Raw genomic sequence first — 26,469 nt, forward strand, 5'->3', positions numbered from 1 at the left:
GTTCCGTGACGAGATCAGTCTTCTGGAAGCGCTTCTTCGCGCCACTGCAGGCCGTCGCGGCCGATCAGGGCCGACGAGGCCGCCGGGCCCCAGGTGCCCGAGGCGTAGGGCACAGGCGCGGTGTCGTCCTGTTCCCAGTGGTCGAGGATGGGTTCGACCCATTCCCAGGCGGCTTCAAGTTCGTCGCCGCGCATGAACAGGGTGAGCTGGCCGCGCAGCACGTCCAGCAGCAGCCGTTCGTAGGCTTCCATGCGCGGCGCCTTGAACTGCTCGCGGAAGTCGAGTTCGAGCTCGGCCTGCTTCAGGCGCATGGAGTCCCCTGGCGTCTTGGCCATCAGGTTCAGCGACAAGCCCTCGTCCGGCTGCAGGCGGATCACCAGGCTGTTCGGCTGGAAGCTGGAGGTCGGCTGGTTGAAGATCGAGTGCGGAATCTGCTTGAAGCGCACCACGATCTCGGCCAGGCGGTCGGCCATGCGCTTGCCGGTGCGCAGGTAGAAGGGCACGCCGGCCCAGCGCCAGGTGTCGATCTCGGCCTTCATGGCAACAAAAGTCTCGGTCTTCGAGCTCTTTGGCGCATCGGGCTCGTCGCGGTAGCTCGGCACGGCCTGGCCGTCCACGAAGCCGGCACGGTACTGGCCGCGCACGATGTTCTGGGTCAGCGTGGTCGGGGTGAATCGCTTCAGCGAGCGCAGCACCTGCAGCTTGGCGTCGCGTACGGCGTCCGGCGCGATCGAGGTCGGCGGCTCCATCGCCACGATGCACAGCAGTTGCAGCAGGTGATTCTGCAGCATGTCGCGCAGGGCGCCCGAGGTGTCGTAGTAACCGAGGCGGTTGCCGACGCCGATCTTCTCGGCGATGGTGATCTGCACATCCGAAATCCATTCGCGCCGCCACAGCGGCTCGAACAGCACGTTACCGAAGCGCAGGGCCAGCAGGTTCTGCACGGTCTCCTTGCCGAGGTAGTGGTCGATCCGGTAGATCTGCGATTCGGCAAACACCTTGCCCACGTCCGCGTTGATCTGCTTGGCCGACGCCAGGTCGCGTCCCAGCGGCTTTTCCAGCACCACGCGCGAGTTCGGCGTGGCCAGGCCGGTCTCGGCCAGGTTGTCGCAGATACGCGCGAACAGGCTGGGGGGCGTGGCCAGGTAGTAGACGCGTGTGATGTCTTCTTCCTTGCGCAGGGCCTCGACCAGCGGCGCGTAGGTCTGGACCCGGGTCGCGTCGAGCGCGACGTAGGTGATGCGCTTGAGGAAGCGCTGCCACTTTTCCTCGACCACCGTTTCCTTGATGTGCGGTTTCGAGTGGGTCTCGATCATGTCGAGGAAGGCTTCCTGCGAGCTTTCGTCCTTGCCGACGCAGATGATGCGCGCGGTCGGCGGCAGGTCGCTGGCGACGTCGCGGGCATACATTGCGGGGAGCAGTTTGCGCATCGACAGGTCGCCGCTGCCGCCAAAGAAGACGAGATCGAAATCGGAAAGGGCCATGGTGTTATCGGTTGCAAATGGTGATGGTCAAGTCAATGTAAATTTACTACATGAATATGGTCTTTGCAAGAAATTCTACTACGTAGGCGGGTGGGCCGGCCTATGGTGCCATAGTTACCGGCCGAGGTGCGTCTTGATGGAAGGGAGGGGGGAGGAAAAGAAAATCCGCACAGCGCCGCGGCATGAGGGCGCGGCACTGTGCGGAGGGAGACTGTAGCGGCAGGCGAAATTACGGCCCGACCGGCACGAACACCAGGAAAGGATCGTCGGTCTGGCCAACCATGATCAGGCCGTCGCCGGAGATCTGCATCGAGCCGGCAGTCAGGGCCTGGGCGTAGCCGGCGAACTTGAAGCTGTTCAGGATCGCGCCTTCCGCGCTGTGCACCCAGACATCGGCGCTGGAGTACCAGCCAGAGATGCCGCAGTACACGCGGCCATCGCTGCCCACTTCCACATTGTTCGGATAGTGTTCGCCGCCCGGGAGGTTGCCGATCTCGCTGAAATCGGTCGGGCTGATGCGGCGGCAGCGATACGGCGCGCCGCTTGCCATATACAAGCGGCTGCCGTCGCCGCTGACGGCGACGTCGTCGCCGGCGTTGGAGCCGGCCAGTTTGCTGAAGAGCGTGCCGCCCGCCATGGCGCTGAAGTCGATATCGAAACCGACGCCGCCGGCCGAGTACGTGCGCTTGCCGTCGGTGGTCGCGGCAACCGGGTTGATACCCGTCGTGCCCACCGCCAGCCCGGTCGCCGCGTCGTAGGCCATGCCGTCGCGCGCAATCACGAGTTGCACGCCGTTCGGCCGCACCGCCAGCAGTTTCGAGAAGTGATCGATCGAGCTCGCCAGCGGCCAGGTGGCGGTTTTCGTCATCGTCGCCAGGTCGATCACGACAATGTTGCGGTTCGCGGTGTCGTAAGCGTACAGGGTCGCGCCGTTCTGGCTGACGCTCATCTCTCCGAGCGCGCCGCCCAGGTTGCCGATGGTGCCGACCAGGGCCGCGGTATAGACGTTGTACACGTCGATGCCGGTGCCGCCCGCGTTGGCGTACAGGTAAGGGCGAATCGGATCGGTTTTCAGGTGCATGTAGCTCTTGTTCAGCTTCTTGATCGACCCCGGTGTGGTGCTGCCTTTCCAGAGTGCCACGCGCAAGGTCTCTGCCGTGGAAATCGTCGTGTCGTCGCTCATCAGCTTGACCGTGGCGTAGCTGATTGCGTTGTCCGGCAGGCTGGCCGGGTTGGCGCTCAGAGTCAGTTGCTTGCCGTTGCGCGACAGGGCCAGCCAGGGCTGGTCGGAGCTGGCGCTCCAGCCTGATGCCTGGCCGAAGTTGTCGCTGACGGTCACGGTCCGGCTCAGGCGCGACCAGGTCGGCGTCGACGCAAAGGCCACGCCGGTCTCCGAGAACAGCAGCTTGTGGGCGTCGCGGTTGGCCGTGACCGTGATCGGGGTAGTGAGCACGTCGCCGTTGACCTTGGCGGTGGCGGTCAGGGCGGCGACGCTGGTGCCGGTCGGCAGGGCGCCGAGGATCTGGGAGAAGTTCACGCTGGCGCCGGTCTGGCTCACCTGGCCACTGACGGCGCTGGCGCCCAGCCAGGCGGGAATGGCCGAGAGCGACCAGGGATGCGCATTGCCCAGGGTGTTCAGGTTCAGCGACACCGCAGCCTGGTCGTGCTCGCGGCCGTAGGTGCCGCCCAGCGTGATCGAGGCGCTCGATGCCTTGAAGGTCGCCTTGCTCAGGTTGAGCGTCACCGGAACCGTGCTGGTTTGCACGCCAGGCGCGCTAATCGTTACCAGGCCGGCATACTGGCCGCTGGCCAGGTTGCCGGCGGCCGGGTCCACCTTCAGGGTGGTGATGCCGGGCGTCGGTCCTCCCGTCGGTGTGATGCCCAGCCAGGGCACATTCGTGCTGGCGGCCCAGGTGACGGCGCCGTCGGCGACGTTGAACTTGACGGCTTCGGCGGCAATGGGCGCCCCGTTGATGGCGGTGAAGGTGATCTGGTTACGGTCGACGCTGAAGGCCACCGGCAGCAATTGCGCCTTGACCGGCAGGACGACGCTCTGGCCGTCGCTGGCCTTGACGACGATGTTGCTCGTCTGCATGCCCAGTGCCAGCGCCGAGACGTCGTACTTCACGCGGAAGGCGCCGTCGCCGCTCCCGCTCGCATCGAGCAGGGTGATCCACTTGGCCTCAGTCGTGGCGGTCCAGGTACGGCCGGCGGCGCTGACCCGGACGCTGAGCGGATCGGGGGCGGCCTTGCCGGTGTTGATGGTCAGGTCGAGGTTGGATACCGGCAACGCCGTGACCACCGGCAGCACCGGCGCGGTTACCGTGATCTCGTACGGCAGCTGCATGGGCGACCCCGGGAACTGCTGGGCGCAATTCGCATCGCGGCATACCTTGACAGCGAAATTGCCGCTGTATTTGCCGGCCGCCAGGCTCGGCACGGTCTGCATGACGGCCCGGTAGGAATAGGTGCCGGTTTGCGTGATTTGCACCTGCGGCAGGATGACGCCATTGGTGTCGATGATATAGGCGTAGACCGCGCTGGCCGTGGCAAAGTCGGCAGGCGTGGTGACGACCGCGTCGGCGCTGATCGCCGCCGAGCGGCCGGCTTCGACCGTGGCGCCGGCGATGGGGGCGCTGAAGGTCAGTACTTGCGGCGTGGACGATGGCGGCGGCGTGCCCGGCGTGCCGGTGGCGGGTGGGTTGGCGCCGGTCGGCGGCGCGGTGCCGATCGGCGTCGGCGGGCTGCTGCCGCCTCCGCCGCCTCCGCCGCATGCGCCGAGCAGGCTGGCAAGCAGGCAAGACACTACAGACTGCACTGCGCGTTTCTTCAACATCATCATGGCCGCCATATCAATCAATTAATTAATAGAGAGGCAATTATGTGCGAAATTTGTATTTGGCGAAAGAAAACACTTTCACTGTTGCAAGATCGTTACGGCAGAGTTGGCGATACGGCGGGAGACGCGCTGCCGGGGCATCCCGGCAGGCTTGGGGAAATGCAGGAAGACGGCGCTTATCGGCGCCTGGCCGGACTCAGCGCCGATAGTCGGGCTGCACTACACCCGGCACGTCGATCCGCAGCGCCAGCACCTTGCCGGTCAGCGGATACTGTTCCTTCTCCGCGTTCGAGCGGCCGTGGCTGGCGGTGGTGATGTAGAGCGTGCGCAGGTCGGCGCCGCCGAAGGCCAGTCCGGTCGGGCAGCGCACCGGGAGCTGGATCTCGCGCAGCAGTTCGCCCGTGGGCGAGAGCTTGAGCAGGCGGCCGCCTTCGAACATGGCGATCCAGTAATTGCCTTCGCTGTCGACCGTGGCGCCGTCCGGGCGGCCGCCGTAGTCGGGCGAGTTCTTGTCGGTCGAGAAGGTGACCAGGTTGCGGTTCAGGGTGGCCGCGCCCGCCTCGAGATCGAAATCGTAGATGTCGATGCGGTGGCTGGTGGTATCGGCATGGAACATGGTGCGCCCGTCCAGGCTCCAGGCCAGGCCGTTCGAGTTGGTCATCCCGCCCGACCAGGCGCAGCGCAACCGGTCCTGTTCGAGCACGTACATCTCGGCGGCCGGCTTGTCGCGCGGCTCGTACATGGTGCCGACCCAGAAGCGGCCCTGCGGATCGACGCGGCCGTCGTTGAAGCGCACCATGCTGGTGTCATAGGGGGCGGGGCAGATGTCCGTGATCTCGCCGCTGGTCGTGTTCAGGCGCACGAAGCCGGTGCGCGTCGCCACGACCAGGTTGTTGTCGTCGTCGGCTGCAATCGCCGAGGGTTCCGAGCCCATTTTCCAGGACGAGTACTTGCCGCTGGCCGGGTGCACGCGGTGCACGGTGAGTCCGTTGATGTCGACCCAGTACAGGGCCGACTCGACGTCGTGCCACAGCGGGCACTCGCCGACCAGCATCGCTTCGTCGTGGACGATGTCGATCTTCGCATTTTTCATGGTGGTGTCCGTCTCTCCCATCAAACGGCGGCCTTGGCGCGCGCGATCAGGCCATTGGTGGAACTGTCGTGCTGTTCCGGTTGCGCCGCGCCGGCCAGCTCGGCCTCGATCTTCTTGGCCAGCACCTTGCCCAGCTCGACGCCCCACTGGTCGAAACTGTTCAGGTCCCAGATCACGCCTTGCACGAAGGTCTTGTGTTCGTACAGTGCGATCAGGGCGCCCAGCGTGGCCGGGGTCAGGTACTCCATCAGGATCGTGTTGCTCGGGCGGTTGCCGGGGAAGGTCTTGTGCGGCGCCAGGCGTTCGATCTCGGCGAGCGACAGGCCTTGCGCCTGCAGGTCCTTGCGCACCTCGTCGATGTCCTTGCCCTTCATGAAGGCTTCGGACTGGGCGAAGCAGTTCGCCAGCAGCGCGGTATGGTGGTTGTGCAGTTCGTGCGCCGGGCGCAGGGCGGCGATGAAGTCGATCGGCGTCAGGTCGGTGCCCTGGTGCAGCAGCTGGAAGTAGGCGTGCTGGCCGTTGGTGCCGGGCTCGCCCCAGATCGCCGGGCAGGTCGGGGTATCGACCGGCTCGCCGTCGCGCGTGACACGCTTGCCGTTGCTCTCCATGTCGAGCTGCTGCAGGTAGGCCGGGAAGCGGTTCAGGTCCTGGTGGTAGGGCGCGATCGTGACCGAGGTGCAGCCCAGGAACTGGCGGTTCCAGAAACCGACCAGGGCCAGGATCATCGGCATGTTCTGCTCGACGGGTGCGGTGCGGAAGTGCTGGTCCATCTCGTGGGCGCCGGCCAGGAAGTCGGAGAAGTAGCCGAAGCCGACGGCGAGCGCCACCGGCAGGCCGATCGCCGACCAGACCGAATAGCGGCCGCCGACCCAGTCCCAGAACGGGAACATGTTGGCCGGATCGATGCCGAAGGCCTTGATCGCCTCGACGTTGGTCGACACCGCAACGAAGTGCTTGGCCAGCGCAGAATCGGCTGACTGAGCGGGCGCGTGCGCGAGGAACCACTTGCGCGCGGTCTGCGCGTTCATCATGGTCTCGGCCGTGGTGAAGGTCTTGGAGGCGATGATGAAGAGAGTGGTTTCGGGATCGACCTTTTCCAGCGCGGCGTCCATGTCGTGGCCGTCGACGTTCGAGACGAAGTGCATCGTCAGGCGCGGGTGCGCATACTGGCGCAGCGCCAGGCAGACCATCTTCGGGCCGAGGTCGGAGCCGCCGATGCCGATGTTGACGATGTCGGTGATCGGCTTGCCGGTATGGCCCAGCCATTGGCCGCCGCGCACCGCATCGGTAAACGTCTTGATGCGGGCAAGGACGGCGTGCACATCGGCCGCCACGTCCTGGCCGTCGACCGTCAGTTTCAGGTCGCGCGGGGCGCGCAGGGCGGTGTGCAGGACGGCGCGGTTTTCCGTGTTGTTGATCTTTTCGCCGGCGAACATGGCGTCGCGCTGGCGCTCGACGCCGCGCTCGCGCGCCAGGCTGGCGAGCAGTTCAAGCGTGCGCCCGTCAAGCCGGTTTTTTGAATAGTCTAGAAACAGGCCGGCGGCCTCGATCGACATGCGTTCGAAGCGCTGCGGATCGGCCGCGAACAGGTGGCGCATCTGCCAGTCTTCGGCCTCGACGGCGTGGGTTTCGAGGGCCTGGAAGCTGGCGGTACTGGTCAGGGATGGCTGGGGCATGGCTCGCGCGTGATATGGTTTGGAACAAGATTATCGAATAATACAGGAATCGTTCGTAAATTCACTACACAATGCTTGAGTGCGGATTTCCGTCCATTGATCGACATGCCAATGTTGTACAGCGTGGACTCGGGAGTCCACCCTACAAAATCCAGATGATCGAGCGTAGTCGGCTGTCCTGGGCATTGCCCGGTTTTCGTAGGGTGGACACCTGTGTCCACGCGGTATGGAGCGCATGCGTAGCCGCAGAATCGCCTCCATCTGCAACTCCCAATCCAATTCTGTAGTAAAATTTCATAGTCAAATTTTCGAAGGAACGATTATGGCGCTGCACCCTGTAGTTGAACAGGTAACGAACCGGATCATCAAGCGCAGCCGCGCCTCGCGCGCCGCTTATCTCGCGCATCTCGAGGCGGCGCGGGTCAAGGGCGTGCAGCGCGGGGCGCTGTCGTGCACCAACCTGGCCCACGGCTTCGCCGCCTTCCCCGCCAACGACAAGCTCAAGCTGCGCGAGCAGAAGAAGCCGTCGGTGGCGATCGTCTCGTCGTACAACGACATGCTGTCGGCGCACCAGCCGTTCGAATACTTCCCGAAAGTGATCAAGGACGCGGTGCGCGAAGTCGACGCCGTGGCCCAGTTCGCCGGTGGCGTGCCGGCCATGTGCGATGGCGTGACGCAAGGCCAGCCGGGCATGGAACTGTCGCTGTTCTCGCGCGACACCATCGCCATGGCGACCGCCGTGGCGATGTCGCACAACATGTTCGACGCCGGCCTTTACCTCGGCATCTGCGACAAGATCGTGCCGGGCCTCCTGATCGGCGCGCTGCACTTCGGCCACATCCCGGGCATCTTCGTGCCGGGCGGCCCGATGACCTCGGGCATCTCGAACAAGGAAAAGGCGGCGGTCCGCCAGCGCTACGCGAAGGGCGAGGCCACCCGCGAAGAACTGCTGGATAACGAATCGGCGTCCTACCACGGCGCGGGCACTTGCACCTTCTACGGCACCGCCAACAGCAACCAGATGCTGATGGAGATGATGGGCCTGCACATGCCGGGCGCCGCCTTCATCACCCCGGGCACGCCGCTGCGCGATGCATTGACGCGCGCCGCCGCCCAGCAGGCGGTCGCGATCTCCCAGCAGGGCGGCAACTACATGCCGATCGGCCGCATCGTCGACGAAAAGAGCATCGTCAACGCCATCGTCGCCCTGCACGCGACCGGCGGTTCGACCAACCACACCCTGCACCTGGTGGCGATCGCACGCGCGGCCGGCATCGTGATCGACTGGAACGACTTCGACGAACTGTCGAAGGTGGTGCCTTCGCTGACGAAGATCTACCCGAACGGCGAAGCCGACGTGAACCACTTCCAGGCCGCCGGTGGCCCGGGCTTCGTGATCCGCGAGCTGCTCGACGCGGGTCTCGCCCACGAGGACGTCAACACCATCCTCGGCCATGGCCTGCGCGCGCACTGCAAGGAGCCTTTCCTGGGCGAGGACGGCAAGGTGGTATGGCGCGATGTCCCGGCGCAGAGCGGCGACGAAGCGGTACTGCGTCCGGCGTCGAACCCCTTCGCCAGCAACGGCGGCATGGTGCTGGTGCAGGGCAACCTGGGCCGCGCCGTGATGAAGATCTCGGCGGTCAAGCCCGAGTACCACCTGATCGAGGCGCCGGCGCTGACCTTCGATTCGCAGGAAGATTTCATGGTGGCCTACAAGGACGGCAAGCTGAACCGCGACTTCGTGGCCGTGATCCGCTTCCAGGGCCCGCGCGCCAACGGCATGCCGGAACTGCACGCGCTGACCCCGGCGCTGTCGAACCTGCAGGACGCAGGCTACAAGGTCGCGATGGTCACCGACGGCCGCATGTCTGGCGCTTCCGGCAAGGTGCCGGCGGCGATCCACGTGTCGCCCGAGATCCTGGCCGGCGGCCCGCTCGGCCTGGTGCGCGACGGCGACCTGATCCGCGTCGACGCGAAGAACGGCACGCTGGACGCGCTGGTGCCGGACGAGGTATGGGCCGCGCGCAGCATGGCCACCGCCGACCTGTCGAAGAGCCACATCGGCATGGGCCGCGAGCTGTTCGCGATGTTCCGCACCCACTCGAGCCCGGCGGAAGAGGGCGCGGCCACTTTCCCGTTGCCGTCGCCGATTCCCACGACCGTCCCGCTGCACGAAGGCATGCATGCCGAAGAAGGCCAGCCCGGTTCCGACGAAGACTTTCTCTTTAGGACGCAGAAATGAATTTACTTGACATCATGCGCTCGGCGAGCGTGATCCCCGTCATCGCCATCGACGACCCGGCACACGCCGTCCCGCTGGCCAAGGCCCTGGTGGCAGGCGGCATCCGCGTGCTGGAAGTCACGCTGCGCACCGAGCACGGCCTCGGCGCGATCCGCGCGATGAGCGAAGTCGAAGGCGCCATCGTCGGCGTCGGCACGCTGACCCAGCCGCACGAGTTCGAGGCCGCGCGCGACGCCGGCGCCGTCTTCGGCGTCTCGCCGGGCCTGACCGCCAGCATGATCGAGGCGGCGAAAAAGAGCGGCCTGCCGCTGCTGCCGGGCGTGATGACGCCTTCTGAGGTGATGGCCGCGCGCGAGCATGGATTCAGGCAGTTGAAGCTGTTCCCGGCGGTGCCGGCGGGCGGCGTCGGCATGCTCAACGCGATCGCCGGCCCGCTGCCGGACGTGACCTTCTGCCCGACCGGCGGCATCTCGATCGACACCGCGCCAGCTTTCCTGGCCTGCAAGAACGTGGCCTGCGTCGGTGGCTCCTGGCTGACCCCGAAGGATGCCCTGGCCGCCGGCGACTGGGACCGCATCACCGGGCTGGCCAAGGCCGCGGCGGCCCTGCGCAAGCAGTAAGTCTCACGTCCGTGCGACAGCGCCGGTGGCGCCCGCTCACCGCGGGCGAGATCGCCATGGCGTCGCTGCTGTTTCGCGACGCCATCGACTACACGCGGGTGCGTGTGTTCAACCGGCGCTATCTCGGCTTCCTGCAGCCGAAGAACTGCGCGATGACGCCGAACGGCAGCATCTACTTCCACCATTCCTGCTTTCTTCAGGACTATTCGGAGGCCAATCTCGTCGGCCGCCACTGGTTCATGCACGAGATGGTCCACGTCTGGCAGCACCAGCTGGGCTACCCGGTGCGCCTGCGCGGCGCCGTGCGCCTCGGGCTTCCGTATGACTACAAATTGTTCGAGGGCGCAACGCTCGCCGACTACAACATGGAGGCCCAGGGCGACCTGCTGGCCGATTACTTTGTCCTGAAATTCCTGCGCCGGCCGGACGCCATGCGCCAGCGCCAGTACGGCGGCCAGCTGGCGCTGTACGAGCGGGTGCTAGCCGGTTTCCTGGCCGACCCGGCCGACCGCGGCAACCTGCACCGGGGCCTGGCCGGACGCATCGCGCGCTTCGCCTGAGACCTTGGCGGCCCCGCCCGCTACCCATTTCGCATTTGATTTTGCTCAATACTGCTGTGCAGCAACATCGTAGGCTATGAGCCTGCCTGCTTTCCTGTTTTCCGACATCATGAAGCTTCCGCTGACCTCGTTGCTGATCCTCCTGCTCGCGCTGCCGGCGCAGTCCGCACGCCGCATCGGCGAGGCCCAGGTGCGCCAGGGAGCGAACGGGGTGCCCTGCTTCACGATTTCGGAGCAGGAGGAAAAGCGTGGCGGCGCTCCGGACTTCCAGTCGGTGACGGTGAGCGACGCCGGCGGCAAGGTGTTATGGCGCATGGCGATGCCGCGCGAGCGCACCTTCCCGGTCATGTACAGCATGTGCATTCCCTACGGCGGACGGGTGCAGGCCTTGCCGCAGACCCCGGCCGCGACGCTCGAGCCGGGCAAGGCCTACCTGGTGCAGATCGATGCCCGTCCGGGCAGGAAAACATCCATGCCGCTGCGTTACCAGGCCCGTTTCTGCCTCGTACCGAAAAGCGGTGGCAATGCGAACCAGTACCGGGTCGCCGCAGGTGCACCGGATTGCCGCCTGGCAGCTGCCGAGTAGCTGCCGGGTGGCTGCCGAGTGGCCGGTCGTGCCGTACGATCTTCAGGATGACCTGCTCTGCCGTTGCTCTTCACCAGCGTCGGCATTGCGCCGGAGGCGCCGGGGCGATAGCCGGAAGCGCGCCATCAATCTCGCCAGGACACTCGTCAGCGCCAGGCACAGCACCAGCACCAGCACCAGCACCAGCACCAGCACCGGCACCGGCAGGTAGACGACGAAGGTCCAGTCCTGGCCCTCGCCCAGCAGCGCGCGATAGGTGGCCACCACCGCCAGCACGACGAACATGTGCGACAGGTAGAGCTCGTAGCTCAGTTCACCCATGCGCGCCAGCCAGCCCAGCCCGCGCCGCGGCGCCATGGGGTGCGCATGGCAAGCCAGCAGGAGCAGGCAGGCGCCGAGGGACAGGCCGTAGAGACCGGACTTGAACAGGTGGCGGTAGACCAGGTCGCTCCATCCGAACACCAGCAGGAGACCTGCGCCGCCGCACAGGGCCAGCGTCCGTGCCTGGCCAGGTCAGCCGACCCAGGCGCGCCAGGAATAGTGGTCCTCAGACCGGCAGGATGTTCTGGTTGCTGCGGAACAGGTTGTCCGGATCATACTTCGTCTTGGTCTCCCTGAGCCGGCGGTAGTTCGGGCCGTAGGCTTCGGCGATGCGGTCGACCTCGTCCTCGTTCAGGAAGTTGATGTAGACGCTGCCGGCGGCGTGGGGCGCGGCCGCCTTGAAGAACTCGCGCGCCCAGGCCAGGCAGGCGGCGTCGTCCCGCGGTTCGGCCCAGCGGGTGTGCACGTTCATCGCGTACAGCGCGGCGCGGTGCGGATACGCCGTCTCGTCCGGCGCGCGCCTGTTCGCCGCGCCGCCGATCAGTCCGAGGAAGATCTCGCTCTGGTCGGACGGCAGTTTGCCGGCGTAGGCGATCACCACCTCGAGGGCGGCGTCGCTGAGCGTGTTGAAGTTGTGCGACTTCCAGTAATTGCGCGCCGGCGCCACCAGCAGCGGATCGAAGACCTGCTGCCAGGCGGCATAGGGCACGGCGCCGATGTGTTCGCCGATCGGATCGCCGAAAGCGCGCACGTCGGCGATCGCACCCTGAACCTGCTGCTCCGGCTGGGGCGAGAAAAAGGCGAGCGCCACGATCTCGCTTCCGTGCACGGCCGGCGGCAGGAAGGGCAGGGGCGGCGCCTTGCGCAGGACGGCCCAGACCGACACATCGTCGTCCAGGGCTTCGACATAGTCGCGGTACTTTCTCAGCACCGATCCGGCCTGGGCAAACGGGAAGACGATCAGGCCCCCGGTGACCATGGGGCCGACCGCATGCAGCGCGAACTCGAAGGTCGTGACGACGCCGAAATTGCCGCCGCCGCCGCGGATGGCCCAGAACAGGTCGGCATGGTTGTCGCTGTCGACATGCAGGCGTTCGCCGCTGGCGGTGACGATGTCGGCCGCGACCAGGTTGTCGACGGCCAGCCCGTATTTGCGCGTCAGCCAGCCGAAGCCGCCGCCCAGCGTCAGGCCGGCCACGCCGGTGGTGGAATTGATGCCGAGCGGGGTCGCCAGCCCGTAGGCCTGCGTTTCATGGTCGACGTCGCGCAGCAGGGCGCCGCCCTCGACCCAGGCCCGCATCCTGTGCGGCGCCACCTGCACCGAGCGCATCGCGCTCAGGTCGATCACCAGGCCGTCGTTGACCAGCGCGCTGCCGGCGATGTTGTGGCCGCCGCCGCGCACCGCCAGCCGCAGGCCGTGCTCGCGTGCGAAATTGACCGAGGTGCGCACGTCGGCCGCGCCGGCGCAACGCACGATCATGGCGGGACGCTTGTCGATCATTGCGTTCCAGATCTTGCGGGCGTCGTCGTACTGCGCTTCGCCCGGCAGCAGCAAGGCGCCCCTGAGACTGCCCTGGAGCTCCTCGATTTCACTCACCCCTACGGTATTCATCGCGCACCTCCGCATTGGTTCGTTGACGATACTTCATCATAGGGAGGCGGGGCTGATATGCAAGCAGGGTCGGCCCGGACGCCGGGCCGCCCTATGATTCACGCCGGGAGCCGGTCCCGGCCCGGGTTCACCCGAGCGACCAGGTGTAGTCGAACTCCTGCCATGCCTCGACCGGCACGCCGTTCTCGTAGGTCGGTTTCCAGCACCATCCGGCGGCGGCCGCGAGCGTGGCATCGTCGAGCAGGCGCCAGCCGCTGGACTTGCGAATCTTTCCCTTCAGGTAGCTGCCGTCGGCGGCGATCAGGACGGCGGCTTTCACGACGCCTTCCATCTCCTGGCGTTGCGCCCTTTCCGGATACGCCGGCCGCGTATTGCGGCAGTTGCGGGCCTGGGCGGAACCCGTGCCGGACGTGGACGGCGCCGCTGCCGGCGCTACGCCCGCCTCCAGGAAGGTTTTCACCTCGCCCTGGAAGCGCTGCGGCTGGTCCCACATGATGAAGTGGGCGCTGTCCGGGATGCGCTTGAGCGTGAGCTGCTTCACGGGCGCATAGCCGCTCCGGTAGACGGCGTCGAACTGTTCGGCCGGGAGCGGCACGGACTTCGGCTGGACGTAGAGCACCGTCACCGGCACGGCGATCTTCGGCAGTTCGGGAATCAGGTTGGTGACGATCAGCTCGCGCATGGCGCGGCTGCCCACGTCCGCGTCGCTCGCGAGCACGTCGGCGGTGGCGCCGGCGCGCATGGACTCGGTATCGACCATGCCGGCGATGGTGTCGTCGGCCCGCTTGCTGCGCTGCTCGGGGGGCGCGCTGCGCAGGTGGGCGGCCACCCCGTCGGCGATGATGGCCACGCGCTCCGGCGGGGCGCCGGGGCCGGCGAAGAAGGTGCCGAGATAGGGGAACATGTCGACCACCATCAGGCGCGACAGGGATTCCGGATGGCGGCTTGCCAGCATCAGGCCGATGGTGCCGCCCATCGAGTGGCCGATCACGGCCGGCTGCTGCAGCTTCGCCTCCCTGATGTAGCGGGCAATCTCTTCGGCGGCCGGGGCAGCGACCAGGCCTTCGCCGTTGGCGCCGGCCGGCTGGCCGGCGAAGCCCGACAACTGCACCAGGTGGTAGCGGTAGCCCGGCAGCGCGGCCACGGTCGAAGCCCAGGCGCGCGGCGAGGAGTTCAGGCCCGGGACCAGGACCACGTCCGGGCCCGCGCCCTCGGTGCGCACCGTGATCCGTTCCGATGCGAACGGCGCGGCCAGGGCATGTGCCGCAGGCAGGACCGCCAGCAGCGCCACCGTGGCGGTCATGAAGGTACGGCGCGAAAACAGCGTGAAACTCATGCAATCTCCAGGTACGTTTGAAAATCTGTCTCTTTACTCATGGCGCAGGCAGTCCACCGGCAGCAGGCGCGAAGCGCGCCGCGCCGGATAGAAGCCGAAGAACACGCCGACCGCGGTGGCGAAGGCGCAGGCGATGATCACCGCCTGCAGGCCGACCGAGACCTCGAAGTCGGCAAAGGCCGTCACCGCCATCGCGCCCAGCGCCGCAATCGCAATGCCGACCGCGGCGCCGGCCAGGCAGATCACCACCGCCTCGGTCAGGAACTGCAGCAGGATGTCGCGCGGCTTGGCGCCGATCGCCATGCGGATGCCGATCTCGCGGGTGCGCTCGGTCACCGACACCAGCATGATGTTCATGATGCCGATCCCGCCCACCAGCAGCGAGATCCCGCCGATCACACCGAGGAGCAGGGCGATGCCGGTGCTGATCTTGGCGCCGGTGGCGGCGAAGGTCGCCAGGTTCTGCACGCGGAAGTCGTCCGGCTCGTCGAGCTTGATGCGGTGGCGGTCGCGCAGCGCTTCCTTCATGTCCTCGACCGCGTCGTTCAGCACGCCCTCGGAACGCCCCTGGGCCGCAATGTAGTGCACGTTGTCGGGGAAGGGACCGCGCACCATGTAGGCGCGCGCCGCCGTGATCGGCACCAGCACCATCTCCGCCAGGTCGCCGCCGTCGATCTGGCGGCCTTCGCCCTGCAGCACGCCGACCACCTGGAAGGCCACGTTCTCGATGCGCAGGTAGCGGCCCAGCGGGTCGAGCCGGTAGAAGAACTGGTCCGCCACCTTCTGCCCGATGACCACCGTACGCGCGGCCGCACGCACGTCGTCGTCGGTGAACATGCTGCCCTGGTCGACCTTCCAGTTGCGGATCTTGAACATGGCCGGGGTCACGCCGAAGACCAGGCTGGACGCGGTCTCGTTGCCGGCGGCGAGCTTGAAGTTCCCCTGCAGGGCGGGAGCGGCGCCGGCAAGGCTGGGCAGGCGGTTCAGGGCGTCGGCATCGAGCAGCGTCAGGGAAGGCGCGGCGCCGGCGCGCATGCGGTCGGCCTGGGTGCGGTCGCCGCCCGGGAACACGTAGACCATGTTGGTGCCCAGCGCCTGCAGTTCCTTCGAGATGAAGCGCTGCATGGTGTCGCCCAGCGCCAGCATCAGCACCACCGAGGCGATGCCGATCACGATGCCGAGCATGGTCAGCGCGGTGCGCAGGCGGTTCGCCGCCATCGAGCGGAAGGCTTCCACGATCACCTGGTAGAGCTTCATGCCTCGCTCCCGTGGATGACCTGCTCGTGGCTGGCGGCGAGCTGGCGCAGGCCCTCGGCGGCGGGGCCGTCGTAGAGTACGCGGCCATCCTTCAGGCGCACCAGGCGCCGGCTCCAGGCGGCGATGTCGGGTTCGTGCGTGACCAGCACGATGGTGATGCCGCGTTCCTTGTTCAATGCCTGGAAGCCGCGCATGATCTCGTCGCTGGTCTGGGTGTCGAGGTTGCCGGTCGGCTCGTCGGCCAGGATCAGCGGCGGGTCCGCCACCAGGGCGCGCGCGATCGCCACGCGCTGCTGCTGGCCGCCCGAGAGCTGGTTCGGCGTGCGCTTGCCAAACGCCGCCAGGCCGACGCGCTCGAGTTCCTCGGCCGCCTTGGCCATCGCGCGCGAACGCGCGGCGCCCGCGTAGATCAGCGGCAGCGCCACGTTCTCGAGGATGCTCATGCGCTTGATCAGGTTAAAGCTCTGGAACACGAAGCCGATGGTGCGGTTGCGGATGTCCGCCAGCTGCGGACGCGTCAGCGCGCGCGTATCGCGGCCATCGAGCAGGTAGTCGCCGCCGCTGGCCTGGTCCAGGCAGCCGAGGATGTTCATCAGGGTCGACTTGCCCGAACCGGACTGGCCCATCACCGCGATGAAGTCGCCGCGCTCCACCTGCAGGTCGACCCCGAACAGCACCGGGGTTTCGACGCTGCCCGAGATGTAGCTCTTGGTGACGGCGCGGATGTCGATCAGGACTTCGCCTTTCATGCCGCCCATCACATGCCCGGGTTCGGCTGCAGTGAACGCGTGATGACGCGCTCGCCCGCCTTCAGGTCGCCGCTCACGATTTCCGTGTAGCGGAAGTTCGACAGGCCGATGCGCACGTCGACCGGCTTGGGCTGGTTCTGCGCATCGAGCTTGTAGATCTTGAACAGGCGCGCGGTCTCGCCGCGGTCCTGCAGCGCCAGGTCGTCGTCCGGCGCGGCGGTCGCGGCGACGGTCTTCACGGCCGCGTTGTTCGCGTCCTTCTCGCGCTGGGCCTTGCGTTCTTTTTCCTGCTCCTCGTCCGACAGGCGGAAGCGCAGCGCCGCGGTCGGGATGCGCAGCGCCTTCGGCCGGTTGTCCGTGACCAGGCGCACCTGGGCCGTCATGCCCGGTTTCAGCAGCTCGTCCTGGTTGTCGACGTCGAGCACGACATTGTAGGTGACCACGTTCTGCACCACGTTCGGCGCCAGGCGGAACTGACGCATGGTGGCGTTGAACTCGCGGTTCGGGTAGGCATCGACCACGAAGCGGCCCGGCAGGCCATCCTTGAGCGCGCCGACGTCGGCTTCCGACACGCTGGTGTCGATCTGCATCTTGGTCAGGTCCCGGGCGATCTGGAACAGGTTCGGGGTGTTGAACGAGGCCGCTACCGTCTGGCCGAGGTCGATGGTGCGCTTGATGACCACGCCGTCGATCGGGCTGCGGATCACGCTGTTGTCGAGGTCGGCCTGGGCGCGGTCGACCTGGGCTTTCGCCAGCAGCAGGTTGGCGCGCGCCACGTCGAGTTCGCGGCGCGATTCGTCGACGGCCAGGCTGGAGACGAAGTTCTGGGCCAGCAGCTGCCCGTTGCGCTCGTACTTGGCCTGGGCCAGCCGCAACGAAGCCTGGTTCGCGGCCAGGCTTGCGCGCGCCTGTCCGACCTGGGCGTTGAAGATGGTCGGGTCGAGCTTCAACAGGACCTGGCCCTTCTTAACGCGGTCGTTGAAGTCGGCCTTCAGCTCGACCACGGTGCCCGACACCTGCGAGCCGACGTTGATCAGGGCTACCGGGTTGATGGTGCCGGTGGCCGTCACAGTGTGGGTGATGCTGCCGGTATCGACCGTGGCGACCCGGTATGTCAGCGGCGGCACCTTCGGTTCGCCGCCGCGCTGGACCACCGCCAGCGCGACCGCGCCGACCACCAGCAGGCCCACCGCCAGGGCCACACGCTTCTTCGTGAAAATCTTCATGCTGTATCTGCCTGTCAAAAGCTGATGCTTACCGTTAATTCAAGCAGTGTCAGATATTTTTGTTCTTTCGGCAATGCATTATGGATATGTATGCGGACCCGGCAGCAGCGCGTTGGCAAAAAGCCGCGCTGAAAGGAAGGAGAGGGCGAAGCGATCCGCTAGAATGTCGCCATTTCTCACCTATCTTCTCTACATCATGACTCAGGACGAACTCAAGCAAGCCGTCGCTCGCGCCGCCATCGACTACGTGGTCGAGGGCGAAATCATTGGCGTCGGCACCGGCTCTACGGCCAACTTCTTCATCGACGAACTGGCGAAGATCAAGGACAGCATCAAGGGCACGGTCGCCTCGTCGGAAGCCACCGCGGCGCGCCTGCGCGGCCACGGCATCCCGGTGTTCGACCTGAACGATGTGGAATCGATCGCCGTCTACATCGATGGCGCCGACGAGATCACCGACACCGGCGCGATGATCAAGGGCGGCGGCGCGGCCCTCACGCGCGAGAAAATTGTCGCTTCCGTATCGCAGCGTTTTGTCTGCATCGCAGACGGCTCGAAACTGGTGCCGACGCTGGGCAAGTTCCCGCTGCCGGTCGAAGTGATCCCGATGGCGCGCGCCGCCGTGATGCGCCAGCTCGCTGCCCTGGGCGGCCAGCCGCGCCTGCGCACCAAGGCCGGCAGCGATGAAGCCTTCATCACCGACAACGGCGGCGAGATCATCGACGTGGCCGGCCTGCAGATCGCCGACCCGGTGGCGCTGGAAACGCAGATCAACGGCATCGTCGGCGTGATCGCGGTTGGCCTGTTCGCCCAGCGCGGCGCCAACGTCTGCCTGCTCGGCACTGCCGAAGGCGTCAAGACCCTTACTTTTTAATCCTTTTCTGATCCGTTCGGAGACGCGATGAAACGACTGCTGGCGCTGGTGGCCGTGGCAACCCTGGGTGGCTGTGCGATGTGGAAATCGAAGCCGGCGGCGGTCACGGCGCCGCAGCGGCCGGCGGCTGTGGCCGACGCCGGCGGCGTGCAGATCGAGCGTATTCCCTATCGTGTCGGCGTCTCGTCCAGCACCGTCGAGCAGCTGGCGCGGCAATACGCCTGTGCCAGCACCCAGGGCGCGGGTCGCGTCACCGACGAGGGCCCGGTCGAGGTCTACCGCATGCAATGTGCGGATGGAAAGGTCTTCATGGCGCGCTGCGAGTTGCGCCAGTGCCGCAAGATGTAGCGAAACTTCCACGGTTTTTACCCGCCTTGGGCATTCCAGTGATTGCATGGGCGCAAGGGCAGGTGATCGTGTATATTGGTGCATTTAACTGACTGGCTAGTCATTACCCTTGCGCGAATGACATCGTCGCGCTGCCGCCAGTCGGTGCGTCAATCGTCTACTTTCATGAATGCACTTTCCGCCTATCTCGACCGAGTCGACCCGGACCGGGTGCTCCTGCAGCGTTTCTTGCTGCTGAGCCTGTTTCTCTGCCTGCCGCTTTCGCTTGCCGCTCCGGTGGAATGGGGCTGGGAAAACGGCGTGGTCGAGAATGTCCAGGTGGTGGTCTTGCTGGCAGGCTTGTTTTTCGCCTTCCAGGCCTGGCGCCATGGCCCCAAGGGCGATGCTGCGACGCTGGCCCTGTGCCTGCTGCCGGTCTGGCTGCTGTTGACTGGCCGTGAACTGAGCTGGGGCTCGGTCTTCCTCGACCCGCTCGGTTTCGGGCCGGACGGTCCGATCTATTCGTCCCGCGTGCTCCCGTACCGGCCGCTGGTTCCGCCGCTCGCCGGCCTGATGCTGCTCGGCTCCCTCTACCTCGCCTGGCGCCAGCGCCTGCACCGCTTCGTGCTGCACCTGGTCGCCAGCGGCCGCTTCCCCTGGATGAGCATCGTCCTGGTGCTGGGCGCGGCGCTTGGCTCGACCGCCGGGGAAGGGCACCTGCCCGCATTCGCGCAGCACCTGCTGGACCATTCCCTGGTACTGGAGGAGATGTCGGAAGCAGTCGGTTACCTGGCGATGGTGGTCGGGCAGGGCATCGTGCTGCGCTCCAGGGCGCCGGCAAAAGCGCCGGTGCAGGTAGGCGAAGCCGAAGCCAGGACCGAAACCGAAATCGAAACCGTCGGCTGACCGGCACGGGGGCGCACGGCTGCGCCGCGTTTTTCCTCCCTGCGCGACAATGGAAGCGTTCCATTGTCGCGGAGGACCGCAGTGAGCACCCACACCGTCTGTACCATCGGCCATTCGAACCAGTCCATCGAGGAATTCATCGAGCTGCTGCGGCTGAACGAAATCGACTGCGTGCTCGACATCCGCACCGTCCCCAAGTCGCGCCACAATCCGCAGTTCGGCCAGGACCAGCTACCCGTTTCGTTGGCCGAGGCCGGCATTGCCTATCGCCAGATTCCGGGCCTGGGCGGCCTGCGCCGTCCGCGTCCGGATTCGCCCAACGGGGCCTGGCGCAACACCTCGTTCCGGGGCTACGCGGACTACATGCAGACGCCGGAATTCGACAAGAACGTGGACCTGGTGATCGAGCTGGCGCAGACCCGGCGCTGCGCCCTGATGTGCGCCGAAGCCGTGCCCTGGCGCTGCCACCGCTCGCTGGTAGGCGACGCCCTGCTGGTGCGCGGCGTCGAGGTCGAAGACATCATCGGCAAACAAAAACGGCGTCCGCACAAGCTGACGCCGTTTGCACGGGTGGAGGGCACCCGCATCAGCTACCCGCCCGAAGGAGGCGAGCAGCTGGGACTAGATCTGAGCGCCTAATAGAACCTCCATGGCTGCGTTGCATCGTCTCGCCGTACTGTCGTACTGTCTTCGACGCTGCGTCGGACGGCCGCATCCCTTGCCCTGAAGGTTCTCTTAGGCGCTCTAAAAATCGGATAAATTACGCGGTCGGCGGCACGTAGCCGACAGCCTGGTCGGCGCCTTCGCCGAAGAAGTGCTTTTCCATCTGGGTGGCCAGGTACTTGCGGGCGCGGTCGTCGGCCAGGTTCAGGCGGTTTTCGTTGATCAGCATGGTCTGGTGCTTGAGCCAGGCCTGCCAGGCTTCCTTCGACACCTGCATGTAGATCTTCTTGCCCATTTCGCCCGGTACGGGCGGGAAGTCCAGCCCTTCGGCTTCCTTCTTGAGTTTGATGCAATTGACGGTGCGGGCCATGATTCTTGCTCCTGAAATTCGTGTGGTGAAACAGCGATTATAAAGTCTTGATGAAAATCTGGGACTTGCGCTGCCAGTTGTACATGTGGGCGCGGTCCTTCGGCAGGTCGTCCACGGTGGCCGGCTGGAAGCCGCGCTTCTTGAACCAGTGCGCGGTGCGCGTGGTCAGCACGAACAGCTTGGTGAGGCCGGCGGCCCTGGCGCGGTTTTCCATGTGCTTGAGGATGCGCTCGCCGTCGCCCTGGGTCTGGGCGTCGGGGCTGACCGTGAGGCAGGCCATCTCGCCCATCTTCGCTTCCGGGAAGGGGTAGAGGGCGGCGCAGCCGAAGATCACGCCGTCGTGCTCGATGACCGAGAACTGCTCGATCTCGCGCTCGATCAGCTCGCGGCCGCGGTAAACCAGGGTGCCGTCCGCCTCGAGTGGCTCGATCAGCTTGATAATTCCGCCGACGTCCTCAATTGTGGCCTGGCGCAGGCTTTCCAGGTTCTCGTGGCTGATCATGGTGCCCACGCCGTCGTGGGTGAACAGTTCGAGCAGGGCCGAGCCGTCCATCTCGAAAGGCACGATGTGGGCACGGTCGACGCCGCTGTGGCAGGCCTTGACCGCGTGGCGCAGGTAGAAGGCGGCGTCCTGCGGCAGGAAGCCGGCCTGCAGCACGGCTTCGGCCTGGTGCGAGGACAGTTCGCGGATCTCGGCGCCGGCGGCGTCGACCATCATCGGGGTTTCCGTGATGTAGATGAGCTTGTCGGCGTGCAGGGCGATCGCGGCGGACGCGGCCACGTCTTCCATGGTGAGGTTGAACACTTCGCCGGTCGGCGAGAAGCCCAGCGGCGACAGCAGCACCAGGTTGTCCTCGGTCTGCAGGATGGGGGCGATCTTGTCGGCGGCGATCTTGCGCGTCACGCCGGTCAGTTCGAAGTCGACGCCGTCGATCACGCCAAGCGGACGGGCGACGACGAAGTTGCCCGATACGATGCTGATCTGGGCGTTCGACATCGGCGTGTTCGGCAGGCCCTGGCTGAAGGCCGCCTCGATATCGAGACGCAATTCGCCCGCGGCTTCCTTGGCGCATTCCATGGCGGCGGTGTCGGTGATGCGCACGCCGTTGTGGAAGCGGCCCTCGACGTTACGCAGCGCGAGCTGCTCGGCGACCTGGGGCCGCGAACCGTGGACGATCACGATGCGGATGCCGAGCGCGACCAGCAGGGACAGGTCCTGGGCCAGCACCGGCAGGGCGCCGGCGGCCACGAGTTCACCGGGAAATGCAACGACAAAAGTCTTGCCGCCAAAAGCATGAATATACGGCGCGACAGAGCGCAGCCACTGGACGAATTGGGTAGGGTTTTCCATTTGCCGCATTATAATTCGCTGCGCGACTTGCGCACCAAATACCTCGTAAAAACAATGTCTGAACAGAGTAACAAGCCTTCGCCGGACGCGGCGCGCGCAGCATCTTCCCAGCCTGAATCGAACCCGCGGCGCGAGCGCGCCGCGGGCGAATTGCGCGCGCCCATGACGCAGACGCCGGAAGGGCGCCTGCAGACCAAAGGCGAGCGCCGGCATCCGGGCGAGGGCGGTGCGCAGGGACAGCAGGCGGGTCAACGCGGTGCGCAGCGCGCGCCAGGGCCGCAGGCCGACCAGGGCGCGAATGCCCAACGCGGCCAGCGCCCGCAGCAGGGCGAACGCCGCGTGCAGGAGAAATCGGCGCAGGACAGGCCTGCGCCAGAAGGCCAGCGTGCGCAAGGAGAACGCCGCGAACGCACGCCGCGCGGCGAGTCGCAGGCGCCGCGCGAGCCACGCATGCGCAATCCGCTGCCTCCGATCACCTATCCGGAAGACCTGCCGGTTTCCGGCCGCCGCGCCGAGATCGCCAAGGCGCTGACGGAGCACCAGGTCGTCATCGTCTCCGGCGAGACCGGTTCCGGTAAAACGACCCAGCTGCCGAAGATCTGCCTGGAGCTGGGCCGCGGAGAAAAAGGCCTGATCGGCCACACCCAGCCGCGCCGCATCGCCGCGTCCTCGACCGCGAAGCGCATCGCCCAGGAACTCGGTTCGCCGCTGGGCGAACACGTCGGCTACAAGGTGCGCTTCAACGACACCTTGCAGGCCGGTGCTTCGGTGAAGCTGATGACCGACGGTATCCTGCTGGCCGAGACCCAGACCGACCCGCTGCTGCGCGCCTACGACACCATCATCATCGACGAAGCGCACGAACGCAGCCTGAACATCGACTTCCTGCTCGGCTACCTGAAGCAGCTGCTGCCGCGCCGTCCGGACCTGAAGGTGATCATCACTTCGGCGACGATCGACGCCGAGCGCTTCGCGCGCCACTTCGCGCAGGAGGGCAAGCCGGCGGTGCCCGTGATCGAGGTCTCGGGCCGCCTGTACAAGGTCGAGGTGCGCTACCGTCCGGTCGAACGCGATCCGGTCATGGTCGGCGGCGGCGTGGACAACAAGCCGGCTCCGAAGGCGCAGCAGGCGCGCGAAAAGCGCGACCTGATCGACGCCGTGGTCGATGGCGTGGATGAACTGTGCCGCATCGGTCCGGGCGACGTGCTGGTCTTCCTGCCTGGCGAACGCGAGATCCGCGACTGCGCCGAAGCCCTGCGCAAGCAGCATCCGCCGCACGTCGAGATCCTGCCGCTGTTCGCGCGTCTCTCGGTCGAGGAACAGGACCGCGTGTTCCGCACCACCAACGCGCGCCGCATCGTCCTGGCGACCAACGTGGCCGAGACCTCGCTGACCGTGCCGGGCATCCGCTACGTGGTCGACGCGGGCCTCGCGCGTGTAAAACGCTACAGCTTCCGCAACAAGGTCGAGCAGCTGCAGGTGGAGCCGATCGCACAGTCGGCGGCGAACCAGCGCGCCGGCCGTTGCGGCCGCGTGGCCGATGGCGTCTGCATCCGCCTGTACGAGGAAGAAGACTTCCTGCAGCGCCCCAAATTCACCGATCCGGAAATCCTGCGTTCCTCGCTGGCCGCCGTCATCCTGCGCATGAAGTCGCTGCACCTGACGGACGTCGAGACCTTCCCCTTCATCGAGCCGCCCCAGGGCCGCGCGATCGCCGACGGCTACCAGTTGCTGCAGGAAGTCGGCGCGGTCGACGAGACCAACGAGCTCACGCCGCTGGGCCGCAAGCTCGCGCGCCTGCCGCTCGACCCGCGCGTGGGCCGCATGATCCTCGCCGCGGTCGACAACGACTGCCTGAGCGAGATGCTGATCATCGCCTCGGCGCTGTCGGTACAGGATCCGCGCGACCGGCCGATGGAATACCAGCAGCAGGCCGACGAGAAGCACAAGAAGTTCGCCGACGAGAAGTCCGAGTTCATCAGCTACCTGAAGATCTGGGCCTGGTTCGAGGACGCGATCGCGCACAAGAAGTCGAACCGCCAGCTGCAGGAGAACTGCCGCGCCAACTTCCTGTCGCAGCTGCGCCTGCGCGAATGGCGCGACGTGCATTCGCAACTGCTGACCATCGTGCGCGAGCAGGGCTGGCGCCTGAACGGCGCGGCCGCGACCTACGAGCAGCTGCACATGGCGCTGCTGACTGGCCTGCTGGGGAACATCGGCTTCAAGGGCGAGGACGAGCCGGGCGCCGGCTACCTCGGCGCGCGCGGCATCAAGTTCCACGTCTGGCCGGGCTCCTCGCTGGTGAAAAAGCCGGGCAAGTGGATCATGGCCGCTGAACTGGTCGAGACCACGCGCCTGTACGCGCGCACCGTGGCGCAGATCCAGCCCGAGTGGCTGGAGAAGATCGGCGGCCACCTGCTGAAGAAGTCCTGGGGCGAGCCGCGCTGGGAGAAGAAGCCGGCGCAAGTCAGTGCGCTGGAGCGCGCGACCCTGTACGGCATCGTGGTCTACAGCGGGCGGCGCATCAACTACGCGCTGCACAACCCCTATGAAGCGCGCGAGATCTTCATTCGCGATGCGCTGGTGGCGGGCGACTACGAGACCCGCCTGCCGTTCTACGCGCACAACCACAAGCTGGTGAAGGAGATCGAGAACCTCGAGCACAAGTCGCGCCGCCAGGACGTGCTGGTGGACGACCAGCTGATCGCGGCCTTCTACGACGCCGAGATCCCGAAGGAGGTGGTGAACGGCGCCGGTTTCGAGAAGTGGTACAAGGACGCCTCGCGCGACAATCCGAAGCTGCTGTTCCTGAACCGCGAAGAATTGATGCGCCACGAGGCGGCCGGCGTCACCACCGAGCTGTTCCCGAAGACGATGAACGTCACCGGCATCGAGATGGGTCTTTCCTACCACTTCGAGCCGGGCAGCCTGCGCGACGGCGTCACGCTCGCCGTGCCGCTGTTCGCCCTGAACCAGATCCCGCTCGAGCGCGCGGCCTGGCTGGTGCCGGGCATGCTCAAGGAGAAGGTGCACCTGCTGCTGAAATCCCTGCCGCAGAAGCTGCGCCGCCACTGCGTGCCGCTGCCGGACTATGCGGCGCGTTTCGTCGACCGCATCAATGCGGCGGGCGTGTTCGGGCGCGGCGACCTGATCGACGTCCTGATTGCCGACGTGCGCGCCGAGACCGGCGTCAACGTGCTCACGGGCGACTTCAAGCTCGAGACCCTGCCGGCCCACCTGTTCATGAACTTCAAGGTCATCGACGAGCATGGCCGCCAGCTCGACATGGGCCGCAACCTGGCGGCCCTGCAGGCCGAGCTGGGCGCCCAGGCACGCGAGAGCTTCCAGAAGATGGCGGAAACCGCACCGGCGGCGATGGGTGCGATGCGGCCCACGGTCGCCACGCCGGCTGCCTGGGGCAAGGGCAAGGCGCCGTCCACGCCGGCGGCGCCCGCTGCGCCTGCACCGCAGGGCAAGAAGGGCGGCAATGCGCCTGCAGCGGCGCCTGCCGCCGCGCCGGCGGTCAGCCAGCATACCGGTCTGACCAGCTGGAGCTTCGGCGAGCTGCCGGAACTGCTGGAGATCAAGCAGGGCAAGCTGACCCTGATCGGCTTCCCGGCCCTGGTCGACAAGGGCACGCACTGCGACATCGAGGTCTTCAACGACCCGAACGTGGCGGCGCGCACCCACCGCATCGGCCTGCGCCGCCTGTTCGCGCTGCAGTTGAAGGACCAGCTGAAGTTCGCCGAGAAGAACATCCCCGGCCTGCAGCAGATGGGCATGCAGTTCATGGCGGTCGGCTCGCAGGAAGAGCTGCGCGACCAGATCATCCAGAAGGCGATCGACATCGCCTGCCTGCAGGATCCGCTGCCGCATGATGCCGCCTCCTTCAACAAGCGCAAGGACGAGGGCAAGGGCCGCATCGGTCTCCTGATCAACGAGATCGCGCGCCTGGTCGGTTCCATCCTGGCCGAGTTCCACGGCATGCCCAAGCGCCTGAACGGACTGCCGCAGGCGGTGGCGAGCGACATGCAGGGGCAATTGCAGGGCCTGGTGCACAAGCGCTTCATCGCCGACAACGAGTACAGCCAGCTGGCCCACTTCCCGCGCTACCTGAAGGCGATGAACGTGCGCATGGAAAAGCTGCGCGGCAACCCCTCGCGCGACGCGCAATTGATGGCCGAGTGGCAGAACGCCGCCAGCCAGTACCAGCGCATCTCGAAGCAGCCGGGCAAGAGCAATGACCCGCGCATGACGGAGTTCCGCTGGATGCTGGAGGAATTGCGGGTGTCGCTGTTTGCGCAGGAGCTGCGCACGCCGATGCCGGTGTCGGCCAAGCGCTTGCAGAAGGTGTGGGAGTCGATGATCCGCTGAGGA

The 26,469-nt window shown here is 66.4% G+C and carries 21 protein-coding genes; 9 read left to right on the top strand and 12 right to left on the bottom strand.

From position 1 onward, the window contains the following. Positions 1-14: 14 nt before the first annotated feature. The 4 genes from zwf to pgi form a co-directional block, all read right to left on the bottom strand. Complete coding sequence (zwf, locus tag ACSUZJ_RS06780) at positions 15-1,484, bottom strand: glucose-6-phosphate dehydrogenase (RefSeq protein WP_499414515.1); 1,470 nt, start codon at positions 1,482-1,484, stop codon at positions 15-17. A gap of 229 nt (positions 1,485-1,713) precedes the next feature. Next, the gene (locus ACSUZJ_RS06785) at positions 1,714-4,290 is read right to left on the bottom strand and encodes a YncE family protein (protein ID WP_499414517.1); all 2,577 of its coding nucleotides are present in this window, start codon (positions 4,288-4,290) and stop codon (positions 1,714-1,716) included. A 229-nt stretch (positions 4,291-4,519) separates the two neighbouring features. Continuing rightward, positions 4,520-5,416, bottom strand: a complete 897-nt coding sequence (locus ACSUZJ_RS06790) for an SMP-30/gluconolactonase/LRE family protein (protein WP_499414519.1) — start codon at positions 5,414-5,416, stop codon at positions 4,520-4,522. A 20-nt stretch (positions 5,417-5,436) separates the two neighbouring features. Continuing rightward, on the bottom strand, positions 5,437-7,092 hold the full coding sequence (gene pgi, locus ACSUZJ_RS06795) for a glucose-6-phosphate isomerase (protein ID WP_499414521.1): 1,656 nt from the start codon (positions 7,090-7,092) through the stop codon (positions 5,437-5,439). A 322-nt stretch (positions 7,093-7,414) separates the two neighbouring features. On the opposite strand from pgi, the gene edd reads away from it, so the two are divergent. The 4 genes from edd (at position 7,415) to ACSUZJ_RS06815 (ending at position 11,100) form a co-directional block, all read left to right on the top strand. Further along, entirely contained in the window at positions 7,415-9,334 is a 1,920-nt protein-coding gene (gene edd / locus ACSUZJ_RS06800) for a phosphogluconate dehydratase (RefSeq protein WP_499414523.1), read from the top strand. Further along, the gene (eda, locus tag ACSUZJ_RS06805) at positions 9,331-9,954 is read left to right on the top strand and encodes a bifunctional 4-hydroxy-2-oxoglutarate aldolase/2-dehydro-3-deoxy-phosphogluconate aldolase (RefSeq protein ID WP_499414525.1); all 624 of its coding nucleotides are present in this window, start codon (positions 9,331-9,333) and stop codon (positions 9,952-9,954) included. Before edd ends, eda begins: the two co-directional genes overlap by 4 nt. Positions 9,955-10,010: 56 nt before the next feature. Further along, on the top strand, positions 10,011-10,514 hold the full coding sequence (locus ACSUZJ_RS06810) for a Rhs element Vgr protein (protein ID WP_499414527.1): 504 nt from the start codon (positions 10,011-10,013) through the stop codon (positions 10,512-10,514). Positions 10,515-10,590: 76 nt separating this feature from the next. Then, a complete protein-coding gene (locus ACSUZJ_RS06815) occupies positions 10,591-11,100 on the top strand; it encodes a hypothetical protein (RefSeq protein WP_499414529.1) in 510 nt (169 codons plus the stop codon). A gap of 42 nt (positions 11,101-11,142) precedes the next feature. On the opposite strand, the gene ACSUZJ_RS06820 is transcribed toward ACSUZJ_RS06815, so the two are convergent. The 6 genes from ACSUZJ_RS06820 to ACSUZJ_RS06845 form a co-directional block, all read right to left on the bottom strand. Next, positions 11,143-11,562, bottom strand: a complete 420-nt coding sequence (locus ACSUZJ_RS06820; protein ID WP_499414531.1) for an acyltransferase family protein — start codon at positions 11,560-11,562, stop codon at positions 11,143-11,145. A gap of 85 nt (positions 11,563-11,647) precedes the next feature. Beyond that, positions 11,648-13,033, bottom strand: a complete 1,386-nt coding sequence (locus tag ACSUZJ_RS06825) for an FAD-binding oxidoreductase (protein WP_499414533.1) — start codon at positions 13,031-13,033, stop codon at positions 11,648-11,650. A 127-nt stretch (positions 13,034-13,160) separates the two neighbouring features. Continuing rightward, positions 13,161-14,369 (bottom strand): alpha/beta fold hydrolase, encoded by a 1,209-nt coding sequence (locus ACSUZJ_RS06830; RefSeq protein WP_499414535.1) that lies wholly within the window; start codon positions 14,367-14,369, stop codon positions 13,161-13,163. Between the two features lie 33 nt (positions 14,370-14,402). After that, complete coding sequence (locus ACSUZJ_RS06835; RefSeq protein ID WP_499414537.1) at positions 14,403-15,626, bottom strand: ABC transporter permease; 1,224 nt, start codon at positions 15,624-15,626, stop codon at positions 14,403-14,405. Continuing rightward, entirely contained in the window at positions 15,623-16,375 is a 753-nt protein-coding gene (locus ACSUZJ_RS06840; RefSeq protein ID WP_499414539.1) for an ABC transporter ATP-binding protein, read from the bottom strand. The genes ACSUZJ_RS06835 and ACSUZJ_RS06840 overlap by 4 nt, the downstream gene beginning before the upstream one ends. Before the next feature lie 8 nt (positions 16,376-16,383). Then, positions 16,384-17,601, bottom strand: coding sequence for an efflux RND transporter periplasmic adaptor subunit (locus ACSUZJ_RS06845; RefSeq protein WP_499414540.1), 1,218 nt, complete (start codon positions 17,599-17,601; stop codon positions 16,384-16,386). A 196-nt stretch (positions 17,602-17,797) separates the two neighbouring features. Between ACSUZJ_RS06845 and rpiA the strand changes: the two genes are divergently transcribed. The 4 genes from rpiA to ACSUZJ_RS06865 all read left to right on the top strand — a co-directional run bounded on the left by rpiA (position 17,798) and on the right by ACSUZJ_RS06865 (position 20,347). Next, positions 17,798-18,475: a ribose-5-phosphate isomerase RpiA gene (rpiA, locus tag ACSUZJ_RS06850; RefSeq protein ID WP_499416471.1), complete on the top strand. Its 678-nt coding sequence runs from the start codon at positions 17,798-17,800 to the stop codon at positions 18,473-18,475. A 27-nt stretch (positions 18,476-18,502) separates the two neighbouring features. Continuing rightward, entirely contained in the window at positions 18,503-18,823 is a 321-nt protein-coding gene (locus ACSUZJ_RS06855) for a hypothetical protein (protein ID WP_499414541.1), read from the top strand. 165 nt (positions 18,824-18,988) lie between these two features. After that, positions 18,989-19,708 carry a hypothetical protein gene (locus ACSUZJ_RS06860; protein WP_499414542.1) on the top strand — a complete coding sequence of 240 codons (720 nt, stop codon included), beginning with the start codon at positions 18,989-18,991 and terminating at the stop codon, positions 19,706-19,708. 81 nt (positions 19,709-19,789) lie between these two features. Beyond that, complete coding sequence (locus ACSUZJ_RS06865) at positions 19,790-20,347, top strand: DUF488 domain-containing protein (RefSeq protein ID WP_499414543.1); 558 nt, start codon at positions 19,790-19,792, stop codon at positions 20,345-20,347. Positions 20,348-20,468: 121 nt separating this feature from the next. On the opposite strand, the gene ACSUZJ_RS06870 is transcribed toward ACSUZJ_RS06865, so the two are convergent. Together ACSUZJ_RS06870 and argA are read right to left on the bottom strand one after the other, a co-directional pair. After that, positions 20,469-20,741, bottom strand: a complete 273-nt coding sequence (locus tag ACSUZJ_RS06870) for an oxidative damage protection protein (RefSeq protein ID WP_313706213.1) — start codon at positions 20,739-20,741, stop codon at positions 20,469-20,471. Positions 20,742-20,778: 37 nt separating this feature from the next. After that, complete coding sequence (gene argA / locus ACSUZJ_RS06875) at positions 20,779-22,092, bottom strand: amino-acid N-acetyltransferase (RefSeq protein ID WP_499414544.1); 1,314 nt, start codon at positions 22,090-22,092, stop codon at positions 20,779-20,781. A gap of 54 nt (positions 22,093-22,146) precedes the next feature. Here argA and hrpA point away from each other — a divergent pair, with 54 nt between their 5' ends. Then, entirely contained in the window at positions 22,147-26,466 is a 4,320-nt protein-coding gene (gene hrpA, locus ACSUZJ_RS06880; RefSeq protein WP_499414546.1) for an ATP-dependent RNA helicase HrpA, read from the top strand. Positions 26,467-26,469: the final 3 nt, after the last annotated feature.

Source organism: Telluria sp. B2 (assembly GCF_051789535.1).
Lineage (GTDB): Bacteria > Pseudomonadota > Gammaproteobacteria > Burkholderiales > Burkholderiaceae_D > Telluria.

Excerpts from the sequence above, each read along its gene's own strand:
- zwf (WP_499414515.1), bottom strand. The coding sequence starts at position 1,484 with ATGGCCCTTTCCGATTTCGATCTCGTCTTCTTTGGCGGCAGCGGCGAC.
- ACSUZJ_RS06790 (WP_499414519.1), bottom strand. The coding sequence starts at position 5,416 with ATGAAAAATGCGAAGATCGACATCGTCCACGACGAAGCGATGCTGGTC.
- pgi (WP_499414521.1), bottom strand. The coding sequence starts at position 7,092 with ATGCCCCAGCCATCCCTGACCAGTACCGCCAGCTTCCAGGCCCTCGAA.
- edd (WP_499414523.1), top strand. The coding sequence starts at position 7,415 with ATGGCGCTGCACCCTGTAGTTGAACAGGTAACGAACCGGATCATCAAG.
- eda (WP_499414525.1), top strand. The coding sequence starts at position 9,331 with ATGAATTTACTTGACATCATGCGCTCGGCGAGCGTGATCCCCGTCATC.
- ACSUZJ_RS06810 (WP_499414527.1), top strand. The coding sequence starts at position 10,011 with ATGGCGTCGCTGCTGTTTCGCGACGCCATCGACTACACGCGGGTGCGT.
- ACSUZJ_RS06815 (WP_499414529.1), top strand. The coding sequence starts at position 10,591 with ATGAGCCTGCCTGCTTTCCTGTTTTCCGACATCATGAAGCTTCCGCTG.
- ACSUZJ_RS06825 (WP_499414533.1), bottom strand. The coding sequence starts at position 13,033 with ATGAATACCGTAGGGGTGAGTGAAATCGAGGAGCTCCAGGGCAGTCTC.
- ACSUZJ_RS06830 (WP_499414535.1), bottom strand. The coding sequence starts at position 14,369 with ATGAGTTTCACGCTGTTTTCGCGCCGTACCTTCATGACCGCCACGGTG.
- ACSUZJ_RS06835 (WP_499414537.1), bottom strand. The coding sequence starts at position 15,626 with ATGAAGCTCTACCAGGTGATCGTGGAAGCCTTCCGCTCGATGGCGGCG.
- ACSUZJ_RS06840 (WP_499414539.1), bottom strand. The coding sequence starts at position 16,375 with ATGAAAGGCGAAGTCCTGATCGACATCCGCGCCGTCACCAAGAGCTAC.
- ACSUZJ_RS06845 (WP_499414540.1), bottom strand. The coding sequence starts at position 17,601 with ATGAAGATTTTCACGAAGAAGCGTGTGGCCCTGGCGGTGGGCCTGCTG.
- rpiA (WP_499416471.1), top strand. The coding sequence starts at position 17,798 with ATGACTCAGGACGAACTCAAGCAAGCCGTCGCTCGCGCCGCCATCGAC.
- ACSUZJ_RS06855 (WP_499414541.1), top strand. The coding sequence starts at position 18,503 with ATGAAACGACTGCTGGCGCTGGTGGCCGTGGCAACCCTGGGTGGCTGT.
- ACSUZJ_RS06860 (WP_499414542.1), top strand. The coding sequence starts at position 18,989 with ATGAATGCACTTTCCGCCTATCTCGACCGAGTCGACCCGGACCGGGTG.
- ACSUZJ_RS06870 (WP_313706213.1), bottom strand. The coding sequence starts at position 20,741 with ATGGCCCGCACCGTCAATTGCATCAAACTCAAGAAGGAAGCCGAAGGG.
- argA (WP_499414544.1), bottom strand. The coding sequence starts at position 22,092 with ATGGAAAACCCTACCCAATTCGTCCAGTGGCTGCGCTCTGTCGCGCCG.
- hrpA (WP_499414546.1), top strand. The coding sequence starts at position 22,147 with ATGTCTGAACAGAGTAACAAGCCTTCGCCGGACGCGGCGCGCGCAGCA.